20 protein-coding genes are annotated in these 15379 nt (G+C 65.2%); 5 read left to right on the forward strand and 15 right to left on the reverse strand.

Annotation, left to right across the window (positions count from 1 at the left end; all coding sequences use genetic code 11):
- Positions 1-19: 19 nt before the first annotated feature.
- Positions 20-844 carry an inositol monophosphatase family protein gene (locus tag DUGA2_RS12875; RefSeq protein ID WP_070269636.1) on the reverse strand — a complete coding sequence of 275 codons (825 nt, stop codon included), beginning with the start codon at positions 842-844 and terminating at the stop codon, positions 20-22.
- Between the two features lie 98 nt (positions 845-942).
- Between DUGA2_RS12875 and DUGA2_RS12880 the strand changes: the two genes are divergently transcribed.
- On the forward strand, positions 943-1740 hold the full coding sequence (locus tag DUGA2_RS12880) for an AraC family transcriptional regulator (RefSeq protein WP_070269637.1): 798 nt from the start codon (positions 943-945) through the stop codon (positions 1738-1740).
- Here DUGA2_RS12880 and DUGA2_RS12885 read toward each other — a convergent pair whose 3' ends face one another.
- Genes DUGA2_RS12885 through modA form a run of 4 tightly spaced genes read right to left on the reverse strand, consistent with a single transcriptional unit; the run spans position 1741 to position 4686 of the window.
- A complete protein-coding gene (locus tag DUGA2_RS12885; RefSeq protein ID WP_070269638.1) occupies positions 1741-2553 on the reverse strand; it encodes a TOBE domain-containing protein in 813 nt (270 codons plus the stop codon).
- Entirely contained in the window at positions 2543-3244 is a 702-nt protein-coding gene (locus tag DUGA2_RS12890) for an ABC transporter ATP-binding protein (RefSeq protein WP_070269639.1), read from the reverse strand. Before DUGA2_RS12890 ends, DUGA2_RS12885 begins: the two co-directional genes overlap by 11 nt.
- Positions 3245-3246: 2 nt before the next feature.
- Entirely contained in the window at positions 3247-3933 is a 687-nt protein-coding gene (gene modB / locus DUGA2_RS12895; protein WP_070269640.1) for a molybdate ABC transporter permease subunit, read from the reverse strand.
- 3 nt (positions 3934-3936) lie between these two features.
- Positions 3937-4686: a molybdate ABC transporter substrate-binding protein gene (gene modA / locus DUGA2_RS12900; RefSeq protein ID WP_070269641.1), complete on the reverse strand. Its 750-nt coding sequence runs from the start codon at positions 4684-4686 to the stop codon at positions 3937-3939.
- A 129-nt stretch (positions 4687-4815) separates the two neighbouring features.
- On the opposite strand from modA, the gene DUGA2_RS12905 reads away from it, so the two are divergent.
- The 3 genes from DUGA2_RS12905 to DUGA2_RS12915 all read left to right on the forward strand — a co-directional run bounded on the left by DUGA2_RS12905 (position 4816) and on the right by DUGA2_RS12915 (position 6340).
- Positions 4816-5625: an AraC family transcriptional regulator gene (locus DUGA2_RS12905; protein ID WP_070269642.1), complete on the forward strand. Its 810-nt coding sequence runs from the start codon at positions 4816-4818 to the stop codon at positions 5623-5625.
- 18 nt (positions 5626-5643) lie between these two features.
- Positions 5644-5874, forward strand: coding sequence for a hypothetical protein (locus tag DUGA2_RS12910; protein WP_070269643.1), 231 nt, complete (start codon positions 5644-5646; stop codon positions 5872-5874).
- 100 nt (positions 5875-5974) lie between these two features.
- Positions 5975-6340 (forward strand): cupin domain-containing protein, encoded by a 366-nt coding sequence (locus DUGA2_RS12915; RefSeq protein ID WP_070269644.1) that lies wholly within the window; start codon positions 5975-5977, stop codon positions 6338-6340.
- Here the strand turns inward: DUGA2_RS12915 and DUGA2_RS12920 are convergent.
- Positions 6337-6687 carry a VOC family protein gene (locus DUGA2_RS12920; RefSeq protein WP_008446934.1) on the reverse strand — a complete coding sequence of 117 codons (351 nt, stop codon included), beginning with the start codon at positions 6685-6687 and terminating at the stop codon, positions 6337-6339. The two genes, DUGA2_RS12915 and DUGA2_RS12920, sit on opposite strands and share 4 nt — an antisense overlap.
- 78 nt (positions 6688-6765) lie before the next feature.
- On the opposite strand from DUGA2_RS12920, the gene DUGA2_RS12925 reads away from it, so the two are divergent.
- Positions 6766-7275, forward strand: coding sequence for a YgjP-like metallopeptidase domain-containing protein (locus DUGA2_RS12925; RefSeq protein WP_070269645.1), 510 nt, complete (start codon positions 6766-6768; stop codon positions 7273-7275).
- Between the two features lies 1 nt (position 7276).
- Here DUGA2_RS12925 and DUGA2_RS12930 read toward each other — a convergent pair whose 3' ends face one another.
- The 9 genes from DUGA2_RS12930 to DUGA2_RS12970 form a co-directional block, all read right to left on the reverse strand.
- Positions 7277-8071, reverse strand: coding sequence for an ABC transporter substrate-binding protein (locus DUGA2_RS12930; RefSeq protein WP_070269646.1), 795 nt, complete (start codon positions 8069-8071; stop codon positions 7277-7279).
- Positions 8072-8073: 2 nt separating this feature from the next.
- Positions 8074-8610, reverse strand: a complete 537-nt coding sequence (locus DUGA2_RS12935) for a TIGR00730 family Rossman fold protein (protein WP_070269647.1) — start codon at positions 8608-8610, stop codon at positions 8074-8076.
- Positions 8610-9392: a hypothetical protein gene (locus DUGA2_RS12940; RefSeq protein ID WP_070269648.1), complete on the reverse strand. Its 783-nt coding sequence runs from the start codon at positions 9390-9392 to the stop codon at positions 8610-8612. Before DUGA2_RS12940 ends, DUGA2_RS12935 begins: the two co-directional genes overlap by 1 nt.
- Positions 9393-9408: 16 nt before the next feature.
- Complete coding sequence (locus tag DUGA2_RS12945) at positions 9409-10074, reverse strand: TetR/AcrR family transcriptional regulator (RefSeq protein WP_008446927.1); 666 nt, start codon at positions 10072-10074, stop codon at positions 9409-9411.
- 132 nt (positions 10075-10206) lie between these two features.
- A complete protein-coding gene (locus DUGA2_RS12950) occupies positions 10207-10617 on the reverse strand; it encodes a phasin family protein (protein ID WP_070269649.1) in 411 nt (136 codons plus the stop codon).
- A 63-nt stretch (positions 10618-10680) separates the two neighbouring features.
- Positions 10681-11424 (reverse strand): ABC transporter substrate-binding protein, encoded by a 744-nt coding sequence (locus DUGA2_RS12955; RefSeq protein WP_229214679.1) that lies wholly within the window; start codon positions 11422-11424, stop codon positions 10681-10683.
- 66 nt (positions 11425-11490) lie between these two features.
- The gene (locus DUGA2_RS12960) at positions 11491-12129 is read right to left on the reverse strand and encodes a DOPA 4,5-dioxygenase family protein (protein WP_070269651.1); all 639 of its coding nucleotides are present in this window, start codon (positions 12127-12129) and stop codon (positions 11491-11493) included.
- A gap of 77 nt (positions 12130-12206) precedes the next feature.
- A complete protein-coding gene (locus tag DUGA2_RS12965) occupies positions 12207-14087 on the reverse strand; it encodes a S9 family peptidase (RefSeq protein WP_070269652.1) in 1881 nt (626 codons plus the stop codon).
- Positions 14088-14154: 67 nt separating this feature from the next.
- On the reverse strand, positions 14155-15378 hold the full coding sequence (locus tag DUGA2_RS12970) for a hypothetical protein (protein WP_070269653.1): 1224 nt from the start codon (positions 15376-15378) through the stop codon (positions 14155-14157).
- Between the last annotated feature and the right edge of the window lies 1 nt (position 15379).

Genomic DNA, 15379 nt, shown 5'->3' on the forward strand with positions numbered 1-15379 from the left:
CGTCACCCCCGCCGCCCGCCTATGCCGCCAGCGCTTCCTGCAAGCGCAGCAGCATGGAGGCATGCGCGCCGGGCGATGCGGCGGCGATGTGGGGCGAGCCCAGCTGGTAGGGCTTGCCGTCGATCTGCGTCGCCAGCCCGCCCGCCTCGCGCACCAGCAGCGCGCCGCCTATGCAATTGAAGCCGTCGTCGCCGAATTCCCAGAATCCGTCGATGCGGCCGCACGCCACATAGGCCAGTTGCAGCGAGGTTGCGCTCAGGTTGCGCACCGCCACCACGTCCGGCAGCATCGCGCTCAACGCGACGCCGGCCTGGCGCACGGCGCGCGGGTCGCGGCCGGCAAACGGCGGCTGGCTGGTGGCGAACATGCCCTGGTAGTGGGCGCTGCGGCCGTTCACACGGATGCGTTCGCCATTGCGGAAAGCGCCCTCGCCCCATGCGGCATGGAACATCTCGTCATGCACCGCGTCGAAAATGGCGGTGAAGGCCGGCACGCCTTCGCGCATCAGCGTCAGCGACATGGCCCAATTCGGAATCGCGCGCAGGAATTGCACGGCGCCATCGATGGCGTCGCAGATCCAGTACTCGCCGCGCTCGGCCATGGCGGCGGTCTCGGCATCCTCTGCCTCGGTGCCGCCCAGTTCATCTTCCATCCAGCCGATGGCCGGGTACAGCCGGGCCAGTGCCCGCTTCAGGCCGGCGTTGGCGGGGCCGTCGATGCGGCGGAATGCCGCCACCATCTCGTCCGCCTCGATCACCGGTACGCCCTGCCAAAAGGTCTCGCACAAATCGGCGCCGGCCTCGCGCAGCAGCGCCAGCACTTCGTCCGTATCGATTGCAGTCATGCCGATTCCTTGTTATAAACTAAAGCCATAGATTGCCAGTAATTTGACAAGCTCACTAACTGGCGGCAGACAAGTGATATCGCAATCGGGCCAAAACCATGGGCAACAATTACTACGGCGACAGGCGGCTGACGGACGAGATGCCCATCCTGGTGTCGGCGCAGCACGCCGACGGCAACGCCAGCAGCATCAAGAACGTCCACCATCATCCGGAAGGCCAGATGTACATCCCGATGCAGGGCCTGATCGTGATCGAGGCTGGCGACGTGCGCCAGGTGCTGCCGCGCGGCCGGCTGGGCTGGATACCGCCGAATATGCCGCACGGCGCCAGCGCCCACGGCAACTCGATCAAGCCCGGGCTGGCCGGCTACACCGTCCACCTGGCGCCGTCGCTGTGCGCGGAGCTGCCGGCGCAGTCGCGGGTGATGTCGATGTCGCCGCTGGCGGCATCGCTGCTGGAGCGCATGTCCTCCTGGCCCGGCGGCATGCCGGCCGACGCCGCAGGGCGGCGCCTGATGACGGTGTTTCTCGATGAAATGCACATGGCCGAGGAAGAGCCGCTACACCTGATCATGCCCAGCCATCCAAGACTGCAGGCGATGGCGATGGCGATCGCGGAAAACCCCGCCGACGAAACCGACCTCGACGACTGGGCCGGCAAGCTGGGCTGGTCGCGCCGCAGCCTGACGCGCCACTTCCGCCACCAGACCGGCATGTCGCTGGTGGAGTGGCGCCAGGTGGCGCGGCTGCAAAAGGGGATGGAATTGCTGAACGGCGGCGCCTCGGTGACGACCGTGGCGCTGAGCCTGGGTTATGACAGCGTCAGCAGCTTCATCGCGCTGTTCCGCCGCATCCTGGGCACCACGCCGGCGCGCTTCGCCCAGCAGGACGCCTGATCAGGCCGGCGTGCCGAGGATCACGCTGGACGCCTTGAAGATCGCGGTGGCTTCCATGCCCACCGCCAGCTCCAGCTTGACGCCGCTGTCGCGGGTGATGATGGCGGCGATCGTGCCGCCGCCCGGCAGCTCGATGCTGACCTCGGTGTTGACCGCCCCCTCCTGCACCCGCGTGATCTTGCCGGTCAGCTGGTTGCGCGCCGACAGCCGGGCATGGCCCAGCTCCGTCACCACGATCACCGACGACGCCTTGACCAGCGCGAACGCCTCGGCGCCGACGACCAGGCTCAGGCTGTCGCAACTGTCGCGCGTGATGGTGGCGACGATGTGCTGGCCACCGACGATTTCCAGCGTCACCTCATCGTTCACCGCGCCCTCTTTCAAGTCCACGACCTTGCCGCTGAACTGGTTGCGCGCGCTGGTCTTCATCTTCATCCTTTGTATCAACAGAAAATCGTCGGCCAGCGCGTGCGACTGGCTGCTCAGGTGCGCCACGAACTTGCGGTGCTCCTCATCGATCTTGCGGAAGTTTTCCACCAGCTGCGCGCCGCGCGCGGTCAGGCGCGTGCCGCCGCCGCCCTTGCCGCCGGCCAGGCGTTCCAGCAGCGGCTCGCCGGCCAGGTTGTTCATCGCCTCGATCGCGTCCCACGCGCCCTTGTAGCTCAGGCCGACAGCCTTGGCCGCCGCCGTGATCGAACCGTGTTCGGCGATGGCCGCCAGCAGCGCCATGCGGTCCTGCCCGCCCAGCTTCTGACCGCCGACGGTCAGCCATACATTGCCCTGCAACTCCATGGCGTTTTCTTCAGGCTTCATCGCGTTCCACAAGCTCCAGATTTTCGATGTCGGCCATGCTACCATTTTCCATGCGCAGCACATGGTCGCCGAAAGCGTTCACATCGTCGGGGTCGTGCGTGATCAGTATCATCGGTATGCCGAGCCGGCGTTGCAGCGTGTCCAGCTCGGCCCGCATGCGCTGGCGCAGCGCCGGGTCCAGCGCGGCGAAGGGCTCGTCCAGCAGCAGCGCCGCCGGTTCGGGCGCCAGCGCGCGCGCCAGCGCCACCCGCTGCCGCTGGCCGCCGGACAATTGATGCGGCAACTGCTGCGCCACATGCTCCAGCTCGAACGCCTGCAGCCAGTAGCGCACCGCCTCGCCATCCACCCGCGCCAGCGGATTGCGCCAGCCGCGCTGCAGGCCGAAGGCGATGTTCTGCCGCACGTTCAAATGGGGGAACAGCGCGTAGTCCTGGAACAGATAGGCCAGCTTGCGCCGCTGCGGCGCCAGGTCGATGCCGTCGACGCTGTCGTACAGACAGCGGCCCGCGACCTCGATGCGGCCATGGTCGGGCGTCATCAGCCCGGCCACCGCCTTCAGCAGCATGCTCTTGCCGGCGCCGGACGGGCCGTAGACGACGATGCGCTGGCTGGCCGACGCCAACCGCGCCCGCAGCGAGAAGGTGCGCGCGCCGGAGCGCAGGGTCTTGCAGATGTCGATCTGTATTTGCATGGTCAAGCCTGCGGATTGCGGTTGGGCGTCAGTTTGTTCGCGGCGACCAGCACCACGATGCAGACCACGGAAGTAATCAGCACCAGCAGGTTGGCGGTATCGTCCTGCCCCGCCTGCACGGCCTCGTACACGGCGATCGACAAGGTCTGCGTCTTGCCGGGGATGCTGCCGGCCACCATCAGCGTCGCGCCGAACTCGCCCATCGAGCGCGCGAACGCCAGCAAGGTGCCGCCCAGCACGCCGCGCCAGGCCAGCGGCAGCGTCACGCGCAGGAACACGCCGAACGGCGAAATGCCCAGCACCTTCGCGGCCTGCTCCAGCTGCGTATCGACCGTTTCAAACGCCGCCCGCGCTCCCTTGAGCACCAGCGGAAACGCCACCACCGCCGCCGCGATCACCGCCGCCTGCCAGGTGAAGATCAGGTTGATGCCGAACGTCTGCTGCAGCCAGGCGCCGAGCGGGCCGTGGCGGCCGATCACCACCAGCAGGTAGTAGCCGAGCACGGTCGGCGGCATCACCATCGGCAAGGTCAGCAGCGCATCCAGCAGCTCGCGCCCCGGAAAGCGCTTGCGCGCCAGCAGATAGCCCAGCGCCACGCCGAACACCAGGTCCAGCAGGGTCGCCCAGCACGCCACCTTCAGCGACAGCCGCAGCGCGATCCATGCCGGTTCGGCGAGAAAACCGTCCACCGCTTACGGGCGGCCGAAACCGTACTTGGCCAGGATCGCCTGGCCGCTGCCCGACAGCACGTAGTCGGCGAACTGGCGGCCGGCCGCGGCTTGCGGGCCGGCCGTGATCACGGCGATCGGATAGCTGACCGGGGTGTCGGTCGGCACGGTGGCGATGACCTTGACCTTGTCCTTCATCACGGCGGCGTCGGTGGCGTAGACGAAGCCGGCATCGACTTCGCCGCGCGCCACGTAATCGAGGCTCTGGCGCACGGAAGTGCCGTAGATGGCTTTCGGCTCGACGGCGGCCCACAGCTTGGCCTGTTCCAGCGCATGCTTGGTGTAGCGGCCCACCGGCACGCTGGCCGGATTGCCCATCGTCACGCGGGTGACGGCGGCCTGCTGCAAATCGGCGATGCCCTTGATCGGCAAGGTGGCGGCGAGCGGCGCGATCAGCACCAGGCTGTTGCTGGCGAAGTTCTTGCGGCTGCCGGCGGCCAGCAGCTTCAGGCTGTCGGCCTTGTCCATCGCATCCTGGTCGGCGGAGGCGAACACGTCGACCGGAGCGCCCTTGGCGATCTGCTGCACCAGCGGATCGGACGCGGCGAAGTTGAACTGCACCTTGTCGCCCGCATGCTCCTTCTCGTAGGCGGCGCCGATTTCCTTGAACGCATTGGTCAGGCTGGCCGCGGCCGACACCGTGATCTCCGCCGCAGACGCCGTTGCGCCCATCGCTGCCAGTACCGCCATCACGCCAAGTTTCAATCCACGCATCGTTATTCCCTTTAAGTAATGAACACGCAATAAACTCGATTATATAGCGCAAGGCGGATGACGGCGCTATGCATCCGGATATACGTGATATACATAGTCTTCAGCACAGGGAATATGAAAGGAATCAACATGGGCAATTCCCGCCCAGCCGCGGACTGGCTGCGGCGCGGCCATCAGGCCGAGGGCGTAGATCTGGTCGAAGCCTTCTTCCAGGGCGCCGCCTATGGGCCGCACCGCCACGACAGCTACGCCATCGGCCTGACCATGGCCGGCGTGCAGTCGTTCCGCTACCGCTCGTCGATGCGGCACAGCCTGTCGGGGCAGGCCCTGGTGCTGCATCCGGACGAAGTCCACGACGGCCAGGCCGGCACCGACGCCGGCTTCCACTATCGCATCGCCTATCTGGCGCCGTCCTTGCTGCAACAGGTGCTGGGCGGTGCGCCGTTGCCGTTTGTCGACGGCGGCGTGTCGGCCGACGGCAGGCTGGTCAGGGCGGCGCGCGGGCTGCTGTCGAACTTCGACGCCCCGGCCGGCTCGCTGGAGCGCGATGACGCGCTGGTCGACATCGCCACCGCGCTGCGCCAGGTGGCGGGCCAGCCGGACCTGCCGGGCGGCGACTTCCTGGCCGCCCAGCGCGCCCGCGAATACATCCACGACGCCCTGCTCTCGCCGCTGACGCTGGAGCAGCTGGCGCAGGCCGGCGGCCGCGACCGCTGGAGCCTGTCGCGCGACTTCCGCAGTTATTTCGGCACCAGCCCGCACCGCTATGTGACGCTGCGCCGCCTGGAGCTTGCGCGCCAATTGATGTTGAACGGCATGCCGCTGGCCGACAGCGCCGTCCACGCCGGCTTTGCCGACCAGCCGCATCTGACCCGCCATTTCGTCGCCGCCTACGGCATCTCGCCTGGCCGCTGGCTGCGCCTGAACCGGCGCCAATAACGCTTTCAAAGGAGAAGTATGAAATCAACAGGTATTCCCGCATGGTCGGACTTCCCTCCCGGGACCGAATTCATCATCAAGGAGTTCGACCTGCCGTTGGCCAAAGTGCCGGTAGACGGCAAGGTTGAATGGCACAACTGGTTCGGCGGCACCCCGCAGCGATATGACGTCACGCGCCTGCGCGTGGACAACAACTGGCCCGCGGAATCCTTCGAGCAGTGGGCCAAGGTCGTCGCCGATTCGCTGTGAGGATGCGATTATTTCAATTCCGGCCGGCCGCACAAACGTTCAAGACTCCGAGCGCGGAACTGTCCAGAATGACGGCTCCCCCACCACCACCGGAGCCATCATGAATCTTCCCGTAACTCCCGCCGCCAGCGCCGCCGCACTGTCCGAGCACTGGTCGCCACGCGTCATCGCCGAGCTGGACGACAGCTACATCAAGGTCGCCAAAGTATTCGGCTCGCTGGCCTGGCACAGCCATGACGCCGAAGACGAACTGTTCTTCATCCTGAAGGGCCGGCTGCGCATTGAAATGGAAGACGGCGCGGTGGAGCTGGATGAAGGCCAGGCTTATGTTGTGCCGAAGGGCGTGCGCCACAACCCGGTCGCGGAGCAGGAATGCCTGATCATGCTGATCGAGAAAAAAGCCACGCTGCACACCGGCACCACGATGACCGCGAAAACCCGCTCGATCACCGAGCAGCTCGGCTAGTCGTGCATCAGGATATTGAGCAGCCGTCCGAACGGATCGCGCACGAACAGCCGCCGCACGCCCCAGGGTTCGCTGGCCGGGCCGTATTCCAGCGGCACGCGGGCGGCGACCAGGCGGCGGTGCACCTCGTCCAGGTCGTCCACCTCGATCGACAGGTCCGGCACCGGCGTGCCCGATCCGCCTTCGGACGCAAAACTAATCTGCGGCACCATCTCCCCCGCCCCGGCCAGCGTGACGATCCAGCCGTGGTCCATGACCACCGACAGCCCGAGCACGCCGCTATAAAACGCCTTGGCCGCCTCGGTGTCGGCGGTGGCGATATTGGTGACGATACGTGTTACCTGCATGTGCATCTCCTTTCAACGATGAGCGGGACGGCCGGGTGTGGTACATTCACGCCTCGATTCTTTCCAGCCGTGCCCAACATGTCCTCCCTGAAGTACCTCAGCGCCTATTCCGAGCAAACCCAGCAACAAGTATCGCAACTCCTGTCCCAGAACCGGCTGGGCGAAGTGCTGCTCAAGCGCTACAGCAAGGCGCACGACGTGCGTACCGACAAGGCACTTTACCAGTATGTGCAAGAATTGAAAAATGAACATTTGCGCAACGCCGAGCCGATCAACAAGGTCGAGTACGACAGCAAGATCCATGTGATCAACCACGCGCTGGGCTTGCACACCTCGATCTCGCGCGTGCAGGGCGGCAAGCTCAAGGCCAAGCACGAAATCCGCGTGGCCACCATGTTCAAGGAAGTGCCGCAGGAATTCCTCACCATGATCGCCGTCCACGAGCTGGCCCACGTGAAGGAAAAGCAGCACGACAAGGCCTTCTACAAGCTGTGCACCTACATGGAACCGAACTATCACCAGTATGAGTTCGACCTGCGCCTGTACCTGACCCATCTGGATAGCACAGGCGCCAAGCTGTGGAGCTGATTCACTGTCCCCTGCGGTACTGCCCCATCCAGTCGCGCAGGCCGTAGGGCTTGAGGATGCGCTCCAGCTGCCCGGACTCGTGCAGCCTGGCGATGCCCTCGTCGAACTCTTTCGCCAGCGTCTTCGATTCCGCCAGTGCCGGCGACAAGGCGAAATACGAATAGCTCACCGGCGCGCAGCCCGCCTGGCGCAGCCGCACATCGGCATGCCTGGCCATCATGTAGCTGACCACGTTTTCATCCTCGATAAAGCTGTCCAGGCGGCCCAGCATGAGCTTGCGCGCCAGCCGGTAGCCCAGATCCTCGCCGTAATTGAGTTCGAACGCCGCCAGCCCTTGCGCGACGGCCTGGTCGATTTCCTTGCCGTAGGTGTAGCCCTGGACGATGCCCACGCGCTGACCGGCCAGCGAGGCGGCGTGCTTGTACTGCCAGCGGCTGTCCGGCGCGGTGTAGAAGCAGTAGCGGTTGCGCGAGATGGGCGTGGACGGGAAGATGAAATCCGGCGCCTCGTCCTTGTAGGCGGGCGACGCGGCGTTGTAGCGGCCGGCGCGCACGGCCACCAGGGCACGGGCATAGTTGAGATTTTCGTAGCGGACCTGCCGGCCCAGCGGCTTGAAGATGGCCCGCAGGATGTCGACGGTGAAGCCCTCCTGCGCCGCGCCGGCCTTGCAGCTGAACGGACACCAGAAGTCCGGAGCCACCACGGTGATGGCGTCCGCCGCCGCTGCCGGCCGCACCGCAAAGGCGGCCGCCAGCACGGCAAACAGCATGCGGCGGGATGACGTCCCGCCCGCCATGCTTAGGCCTTTAATAGCTGCAACAACGCCTGGGGATCGGGCGAGGACATCATCAGCGCCGCATGCTGCGGACGGATGAAGCCCTGCGCGCTGGCGTGCTGGATGAAGCCGTTCAAGCCGTCATAGAAACCGTCCACGTTCAACAGGCCGATGGGCTTGGCGTGGATGCCCAGCTGCGACCAGGTCAGCATCTCGAACAATTCCTCCAGCGTGCCCATGCCGCCGGGCATGGCGATGAAGCCGTCGGCCAGGCTGGCCATCATGGCCTTGCGTTCGTGCATGTCCTTGACGATGAACTGGCGCGTCAGGCCGGTGTGGCCCACTTCGCGCTCGACCAGCGCGGTCGGGATCACGCCCGTCACCTCGCCGCCCACGCGCAGCACTTCGTCGGCGATGGTGCCCATCAGGCCGACATTGCCGCCGCCATAGACCAGCGACAGATTACTTTCCACCAGGGCGCGGCCCAGGGCGCGGGCCGCCTCGGCATACACGGGACTGACGCCGGCATTGGCGCCACAATATACGCAAATCGCTTTCACTACTGTTTTTCCTCTTCCAATTCTCGTTTCGCCGCATCCGTGTCCAGGCGCTCGGTCGCATCGTGGATGGCGCAGCGGGCGGCCGCTTCGCACAGGCCGATGGCGACGGCCTGCTTCTTCTTACCTTCCAACATCATCATCGCCCGCGCATAGCGTACGCGGGCAATCGCCGAATCCGGCGTCAGCGCCAGCGCGGTTTCAAACTGTTTATAACATTCTTCCTTTTTCACGCCATAGGTCAGGCCGCCGATCATGGCGCCCACCTTGTCGAGGATCTCGGCGTGGTAGACCCCCAGCGCGATATGCGCGTCGGCGCGCTGCGGCGCCAGCCGGATCGCCGTGTCGAGGCTGTTGCGCACCTTGGCGCCCAAGCCCTGCGCCAGCGCCTTGACCACCGAAATGCCCTGCGAATACTGGCCCAGCGCGTAGGCGTGCCAGTAGTAGCCGGACGGATTGTCCGGCTGCTCCAGCTGCTGCCGTTCGCAACGCTCGGCCACGCACTCGAAGGTGGCCAGCTTTTTCTGCGGACTGCGCTCCAGGTAATGGGCGTAGATGCAGATGGCCTTGTGCGCCACCGAGTAGCCGTTCACACCCACATCGAGCCCCAGCCGCGCGGCCCGCTCGAACTCGCCGGCATGGAAAGCGATCCACGCCTGCACCAGCAACGGGTGGCTGGGGAACGGTTCCCGGTCGCCGCTGTGCAGCTGCGGCCAGGCCGCCTCCAGGCTGGCCGCCGTGTACTGATACGCGGGATCAGGATACGGAAAGGGGTTCCACGCCATGGCAGTCTCCGTCAGCTTACTTGAGCTTCTTCAGATATTCTTCGGACAGTTTCTGGAACAGCAAACTGGTTTCGTTGCGCAGATACGGGCCGATCTGCGACAGCACCTGATAGCAGCCGCGCGCCAGCGCATCGGCCATGGACTGCTGCTCGCTGTACTTGCGGGGATTGCGCACGTATTCGTAGGACAGCCAATAGGTCGCCACCACCACCATATTGGTGGCCATGGCGTCGATGGCGGTGTCGGAGGCTTCCAGCGATTTTTCACTGCGCAAGTCTTCGCACAGCTGCTTGGCCACCTTGATCTTGTGCGCCAGGATTTGCTTGAAGTGCAGCTCCAGCTTGCGGTTGCGCGACAGCAGGTCGTTCAGGTCGCGGTAGAAGAAGCGGTAGCGCCAGATCAGTTCGAACATCAGGTGCAGGTACAGCCACACGTCCTCGATGTTGGAGCGGCGGCCGTTGGGCACGGTCAGGATGCGTTCGATCTCGGCTTCGAACTGGACGAAGATCGAGTTGACGATGTCGTCCTTGTTACGGAAATGGTAGTACAGATTCCCCGGTGAGATATTCATCTCTTCGGCGATCACCGTGGTGGTGATATTGGGTTCGCCGAATTCGTTAAACAAGCGCAGCGACAGTTCGAGTATGCGTTCGCGGGTACGGCGGGGTGCTTTTTGTAGCATAGCAAGGAAACCTCTGTTTATTCTCCTGCAAGCATAACACCGATGAGTCGATCTTAGAAACATCCGTGCGTGCTTTTACGCGCACATGCCGGCCTGATGCCGCAAGATGCGGCTAAGCAGGCCCAACTGCGGCTATTTCGCGGCGGTTTTGCTCCGCGCGCGGCTTGCAGGCTTGGCGGCCGGCTTGGCTGCGGGCTTGGCCTTGGCCTTGGCGGCGGCCGGCTTTTTGGCGGCAGGCTTGGTCGCAGCCTTCGCCGCGGCCGGTTTTTTGAAGGCCGCCGGCTTGCCGGTCAACGCAGCCACCTGCTCGGTCAGCTCGTCGATGCGCCGGTTCAGCGCCGCGACCTCCTCGGCGGTGGGCACGCCGATCGAACTCAGCGCGCGCAGCACGCGCTCCTCGAACAATTGCATCGAAAAAAACTTGCCCTCCTCTTCCTGCGCCTTGGCGAAGGCGCTCAGGCCGGCCTGCCAGATCTCCTGCGACGACATGCGCACCACCTCGGCGGTTTGCTGATCGCCGTCCTGCTTCAACTTCTTTGCCATGTGACTATCCCCAGATTGCTTTGCCAATATTTTATTGTAGTTGGCAAAACTAGAGAACGTTTTCTAATGCTCGGGCAGCGGGGCCAGCCATTTGCGCTGGATTTTCTGAAAGCCGCCGTCGCGCTTGAGCTCGCGCAGCGCGCCGGCCCAGGCATCGACCAGCTCCTTCGGCGTGCCATTGGAGAAGGCGAAATACACCTCGGCCGTGCCCAGCCGCAGCACCACTTCGACTTCGTCCGGCCGGTGGCCGGCGCGCTCCATGGCGCCCGGCATCAGCTCCTCGCCGTCGAACCACAGGTCGAAGCGGCGGCTCATCAGCATCTTGGCGGCGGTCTCGGAGGTATTGGTTTCGTCGGTGAGGTTGAAGCCCAGGCCGCGCGCCGTGCTGGCGAAGATGCTGCCGCGCCGCGCGCCGGCGTGCAGCTTGTACAGGCTGGGATCGAGGCGCTGCAGTTCGGCCAGGCGCCCCTTGACCGCATAGGCCACCATGCGCGTCGTGAAGATGGGGCCGACGAATTGCATCTGCCGCTCACGCTCCGGCGTGCGCACCACCGTCAGCAGCATCACATTGGGGCCGGACTCGGCCAGCGTCTGGGCGCGCACCCAGGGCACGATATCGATGGCGTCGCGCCGGCCCAGCCGGTCCTGGATGCGGTGCGCCAGTTCGACCGCCATGCCGGCCGGCTGGCCGGCCTCGGCATAGCTGACCGGCTTGCTGTCCATGCCGTAGATCTTCAGCGCAGGCAGGTCCGGCGCCGCGCACGCCAGGCCCGCGCGCAGCAGCAATATGGACAAACAGTACATCATGCGCATCATCCACCCCGAACTCAACCGTCATCAGGATCGATATTAAGCCAGTTACCCGGCCGCGCGCTAGCTCTCCAGCTTGACCGTCGGCCTGGTGTTGGGAAAAATCTGCTCGACCGCCGGTTCGCCGGGGCCGGGCTTCTGCATGGCGTAGGCGTTGACCGGCTGCGAACGGTTGACCCACAGCGTGTAGTACAGGTGGTCGGCGCGCGGGTCGTCGGTGTTCGGATGGATCAGGATGGTCAGGCCCAGGCTGTTCAACTGCAGCCACGGCACGATCACGTGCAGCTGCTCGTTGCTGAAGCCGAAGTAGAACGACGGCGTCACATGCGGGCCGCGCGGCGCCAGGTTCCAGTTGCCCAGCTCGATGACGAAGCGCTCCGCCGCCCACTTGTGCAGCAGCGCCGCCTTGTGGAAGTTGTCCTCGTCAAAATAGATGTGGGCGTGGTAGCTCTTGATGTCGGTGTAGGGCCGCGGCTTGGCGGGCAGCACCTGCTCGCCCGGCCGCACGCTGGCCGGGCGCGTGGTGGCTTCCTTCCAGGTGTCGTAGCCCCAGGGGCTCTTGCCGTCGGCCGCCAGCGCGCCGCCGGCCACGCTGGAAGCGGCAAACGCCGCCATCAGGCCGCCGCCGCGCAGCACGCTGCGCCGGCGCGGCGACAACAAATCGGCCCAGTGCTGGTCTTCGTGTGGATGCAATTCGCTCATGCTGTTCTCCTTTGCGCCTCAGCGTAAGGGCAAAGCGCTGATGCGGGAAGGTATCGTTTCGCGCTAGCTTATGCGTTTTAGTTTGAAGGCCCGATGTATCGATCGAGGAATTCCAGCAAGGTGTTGTAGTAGATGACCTCGTTGCGCACATAGTGGAGGCCGTGCCCCTCCTCCTCGAAGGCCAGCCACTGCACTTTTTTCTGTTGCGCCTCCAGCGCCTTTTTCATCTTTTGGCCGTGCGCGATCGGCACCCTGACATCGTCCTCGCCATGCATGATCAACACTGGCGCCTTGATGCGGTCGGCATGCTTGAGCGGCGAGACGTCGTCGAAGCGCATCTGCTTCGATCGCGCATCGCCGATATGCGCCAGCATCAGCTCCCGCGTCACCTTGTTGCCGGTGCGATCCGAGTTGTCATGAAACATGAATTCGATGTCGGCGACGCCGGCGAAGCTGACGCCGCACTGATACAGCTCCGGCGTCTTCACCAGCCCCCACAGCGCCGCGTAGCCGCCATAGCTGGCGCCGGCGATGCAGATGCGCTTGGGATCGGCGATACCCTGCTTGATCAGATACTCGACGCCGGCGGTGATGTCGTCCTGCATCGCCAACCCCCACTGCCCAAAGCCCGACTCCTGGAAACGCCGGCCAAAGCCGCTGGAGCCGCGAAACTGCGGCTGGAACACCGCATAGCCGTGCGCCGCCAGGATTTGCACCTCGGCGTTCCATCCCCAGTAGTCGCGGGCCGTGGGGCCGCCGTGGATCAGCACCACCAGGGGCACGGCGCCCTTCGCGCCTGCGGGCCGGCTCAGGAATGCAGGAATGTTCAAGCCGTCCGGCGCGGCGTAGGTCAGGGTTTCCATCGGCCGCATGTCGGCACCGGCCAGCTTCGGCTTGGCGATGGCGACCAGGCGCATCATCCCGGTCGCCATGTCCACCAGATACCATGAACCCGGATCGATATCGCTGCTCGAATGCACCAGCACCATGCCCTTGGGGTTGCCTGTGATCTGGTTGTAGCGCTGCGGCAGCGCCTTGTCGATGGCCAGCTGGACCGCGTTCCAGCCCGGGTTGAACCAGACTTGCTGCGGCATCAAGCCGCGCGTCGTCACCTGCTCGAACGACGTCTGGTCGATGCCGTTGACGTCGAGGATGTCCTGGGTCGGATGGCCCGCCATCAACTCGCCGAGCGCGCGGCGTTTGGTGTCGTAGGAATATATGGCATAGGTGTCGCGGCCGGAACGCGACGACACCACCAGGGTATCGGCCTCGTCCGGCACATACATCGGCATCCAGTAATCGTCGGTGACGGCGAACTCCGCCAGTTTTTCCCATTCGGCGTCGGCGGAACGCTTGTACCAGTTGGAGACCGTGGAGACGTCTTTCCAGAAAGCCGAATTGACCAGCGTGACAGCCCGCAGTTCGCCGCGCTTGTCGAACGCCCACTTGATGGCCTTGCCCCGGGGGTAGCTGAACCTCTTCAAGGCACCGGTGCGGGCGTCGACCAGTCCGATATCGCCATCTTCCTTGTCGGTGTACACCAGCAGCTTCGGCGACAGCGCGTCGCCGCGCTCGGCCTTGCCGATGACGGCTTCCCCCAGGTCGGCCACCTTCTTGCCATCCAGGCGTATGGACTCGGCTTCGATGCCATAGTCCACCGCCAGCAGTTCGTTGTCGACCCAGGTGACGGCGCGCGGCGCTTTATGGAAGATCCAATAGCCTTCCGTGACGCGCCTGCCTTCGGACAGCAGGCGCGGCGTCAAGGTTTCGGTGTCGTAGAGGATCAGGCTGGTGTTGGTGCCGTTGTAGCCGATGCCGACGATGTGCTTGCCATCCGGCGACAGGGTCAGCGCCTGCGTGCCCAGGGGATTGACGGCCTGCTCTATCGTCAGCGGCCCGCCCGCCGCCTCACCCGAGATGACCGCCCATGCCAATATGGCCGCCAACATCTGCTTCATGCACGCCTCGTCCGCTGTTATCAATCCAGCATTGTGGCAGAAAAATTATGTACGGCAATTAATTTCGTCAGAACTCGCGCGCCGCCAGCGCGTCGACCTGCTGCCGGCTGGGGAAGCTGCGCAGGCGGTAGCGGGCCGGATAGCCCTCTTCGCTGCTGGCCAGCTCGGCGGTGCTGGCGCGCAGGTCGTCCCAGGCCACCAGCTTGGGCGCGCCGACGCCGCTGTCGCTGTCGTCGTCAGGGCGCACCAGCGCCACCAGGTCCACCTCCGGCAGCAGCGTGTCCACGCCCTCGGTCCAGACGCCGTAGCTGATCAGCCGCCCGCTGTCGGTCTTCTGCACCAGCTGGCAGGTGGCGACGAAGATGTCGACCTGCTCGCGCTCGTAGACCTTGTCCAGCAACTGTTTCTGCGACGCGTAGTCGTCGGCCAGGTAGATCTTCTTCAGCTGCTCCAGCTGGGCCAGCACCTCGGCGTCCGGCGGCAGGTAGGCCACCGCCTTGCCCTGCTCGAAGCGGTACATCAGCGCGGAAATGACGCGGCCCTCGTCGCTGGCGTAGCCGCGCGCCAGCGCCAGCATCGCCAGCTGCGCCGCGCTGTTGTTGGACGAGGCCACCAGCAGCCGGTTACGCGTCGGCATCATGACCACCGGATCGCCGCCGACGTCGAGCCGGAAGAACAGGTCGGCCAGCAGGATGCGCGAGGCTTCATACGAGTCGTCCCACGCCGCCATCTGCACGCCGGGCGCGACCTGCACGAAGTTGGCGACGCTGATGTCGCGCAGGTTGTCGAGCGCGGCCGCCAGCGCGGCGTCGAAGGACACGCCCCAGTCCGTCAATGCCGTCTGCGACAGCGTCTGGATCGAGTGCGGGCTGTCGTAGGCCAGCATCAGCACGCTGTCCGCGCTGAACGGCGCCGAGCCGTCCTGGTAAGGCTTGCCCGTGCCCTGGGCCGCCTGCGTCAAGCGCATGTATTCGATGATGGCGCGCCCGCGCAGCACCGGCCGCAGGCCGCTGCGCGCCTCGGCGAAGGTGGCCGGCAAGGCCGGCGCCTGCATGCTGCGGATGTAATGGGCCAGCACGTCGGGCCGCTGCTTGCGCGGGGCCGCGCAGTAGTCGCGGTAGGCATTGTGCAGATGGTAGATCTCGGCGCCGCCGCTGCCGCCGACCAGCCGGAACTCGTCGGCGTCGTAGCTGAGCGGCCCCGGATGGCCGCCGTCGGCAAAGGCCCGCAGGGCCAGCCGGGCAAATTTTTCGGGCGTGGGTGTCGATGCGAAAAAGTCGAAAATACCCAAA

Origin of the sequence: Duganella sp. HH101, from assembly GCF_001758795.1 — a bacterium.
GTDB lineage: Bacteria > Pseudomonadota > Gammaproteobacteria > Burkholderiales > Burkholderiaceae_D > Rugamonas > Rugamonas rivuli.

Bases quoted from the DNA above. Each gene is read 5' to 3' on its own strand.
- DUGA2_RS12875 (WP_070269636.1), bottom strand. From the start codon at position 844: ATGACTGCAATCGATACGGACGAAGTGCTGGCGCTGCTGCGCGAGGCC.
- DUGA2_RS12880 (WP_070269637.1), top strand. From the start codon at position 943: ATGGGCAACAATTACTACGGCGACAGGCGGCTGACGGACGAGATGCCC.
- DUGA2_RS12885 (WP_070269638.1), bottom strand. From the start codon at position 2,553: ATGAAGCCTGAAGAAAACGCCATGGAGTTGCAGGGCAATGTATGGCTG.
- DUGA2_RS12890 (WP_070269639.1), bottom strand. From the start codon at position 3,244: ATGCAAATACAGATCGACATCTGCAAGACCCTGCGCTCCGGCGCGCGC.
- modA (WP_070269641.1), bottom strand. From the start codon at position 4,686: ATGCGTGGATTGAAACTTGGCGTGATGGCGGTACTGGCAGCGATGGGC.
- DUGA2_RS12905 (WP_070269642.1), top strand. From the start codon at position 4,816: ATGGGCAATTCCCGCCCAGCCGCGGACTGGCTGCGGCGCGGCCATCAG.
- DUGA2_RS12910 (WP_070269643.1), top strand. From the start codon at position 5,644: ATGAAATCAACAGGTATTCCCGCATGGTCGGACTTCCCTCCCGGGACC.
- DUGA2_RS12915 (WP_070269644.1), top strand. From the start codon at position 5,975: ATGAATCTTCCCGTAACTCCCGCCGCCAGCGCCGCCGCACTGTCCGAG.
- DUGA2_RS12920 (WP_008446934.1), bottom strand. From the start codon at position 6,687: ATGCAGGTAACACGTATCGTCACCAATATCGCCACCGCCGACACCGAG.
- DUGA2_RS12925 (WP_070269645.1), top strand. From the start codon at position 6,766: ATGTCCTCCCTGAAGTACCTCAGCGCCTATTCCGAGCAAACCCAGCAA.
- DUGA2_RS12930 (WP_070269646.1), bottom strand. From the start codon at position 8,071: ATGGCGGGCGGGACGTCATCCCGCCGCATGCTGTTTGCCGTGCTGGCG.
- DUGA2_RS12940 (WP_070269648.1), bottom strand. From the start codon at position 9,392: ATGGCGTGGAACCCCTTTCCGTATCCTGATCCCGCGTATCAGTACACG.
- DUGA2_RS12945 (WP_008446927.1), bottom strand. From the start codon at position 10,074: ATGCTACAAAAAGCACCCCGCCGTACCCGCGAACGCATACTCGAACTG.
- DUGA2_RS12950 (WP_070269649.1), bottom strand. From the start codon at position 10,617: ATGGCAAAGAAGTTGAAGCAGGACGGCGATCAGCAAACCGCCGAGGTG.
- DUGA2_RS12955 (WP_229214679.1), bottom strand. From the start codon at position 11,424: ATGATGTACTGTTTGTCCATATTGCTGCTGCGCGCGGGCCTGGCGTGC.
- DUGA2_RS12960 (WP_070269651.1), bottom strand. From the start codon at position 12,129: ATGAGCGAATTGCATCCACACGAAGACCAGCACTGGGCCGATTTGTTG.
- DUGA2_RS12965 (WP_070269652.1), bottom strand. From the start codon at position 14,087: ATGAAGCAGATGTTGGCGGCCATATTGGCATGGGCGGTCATCTCGGGT.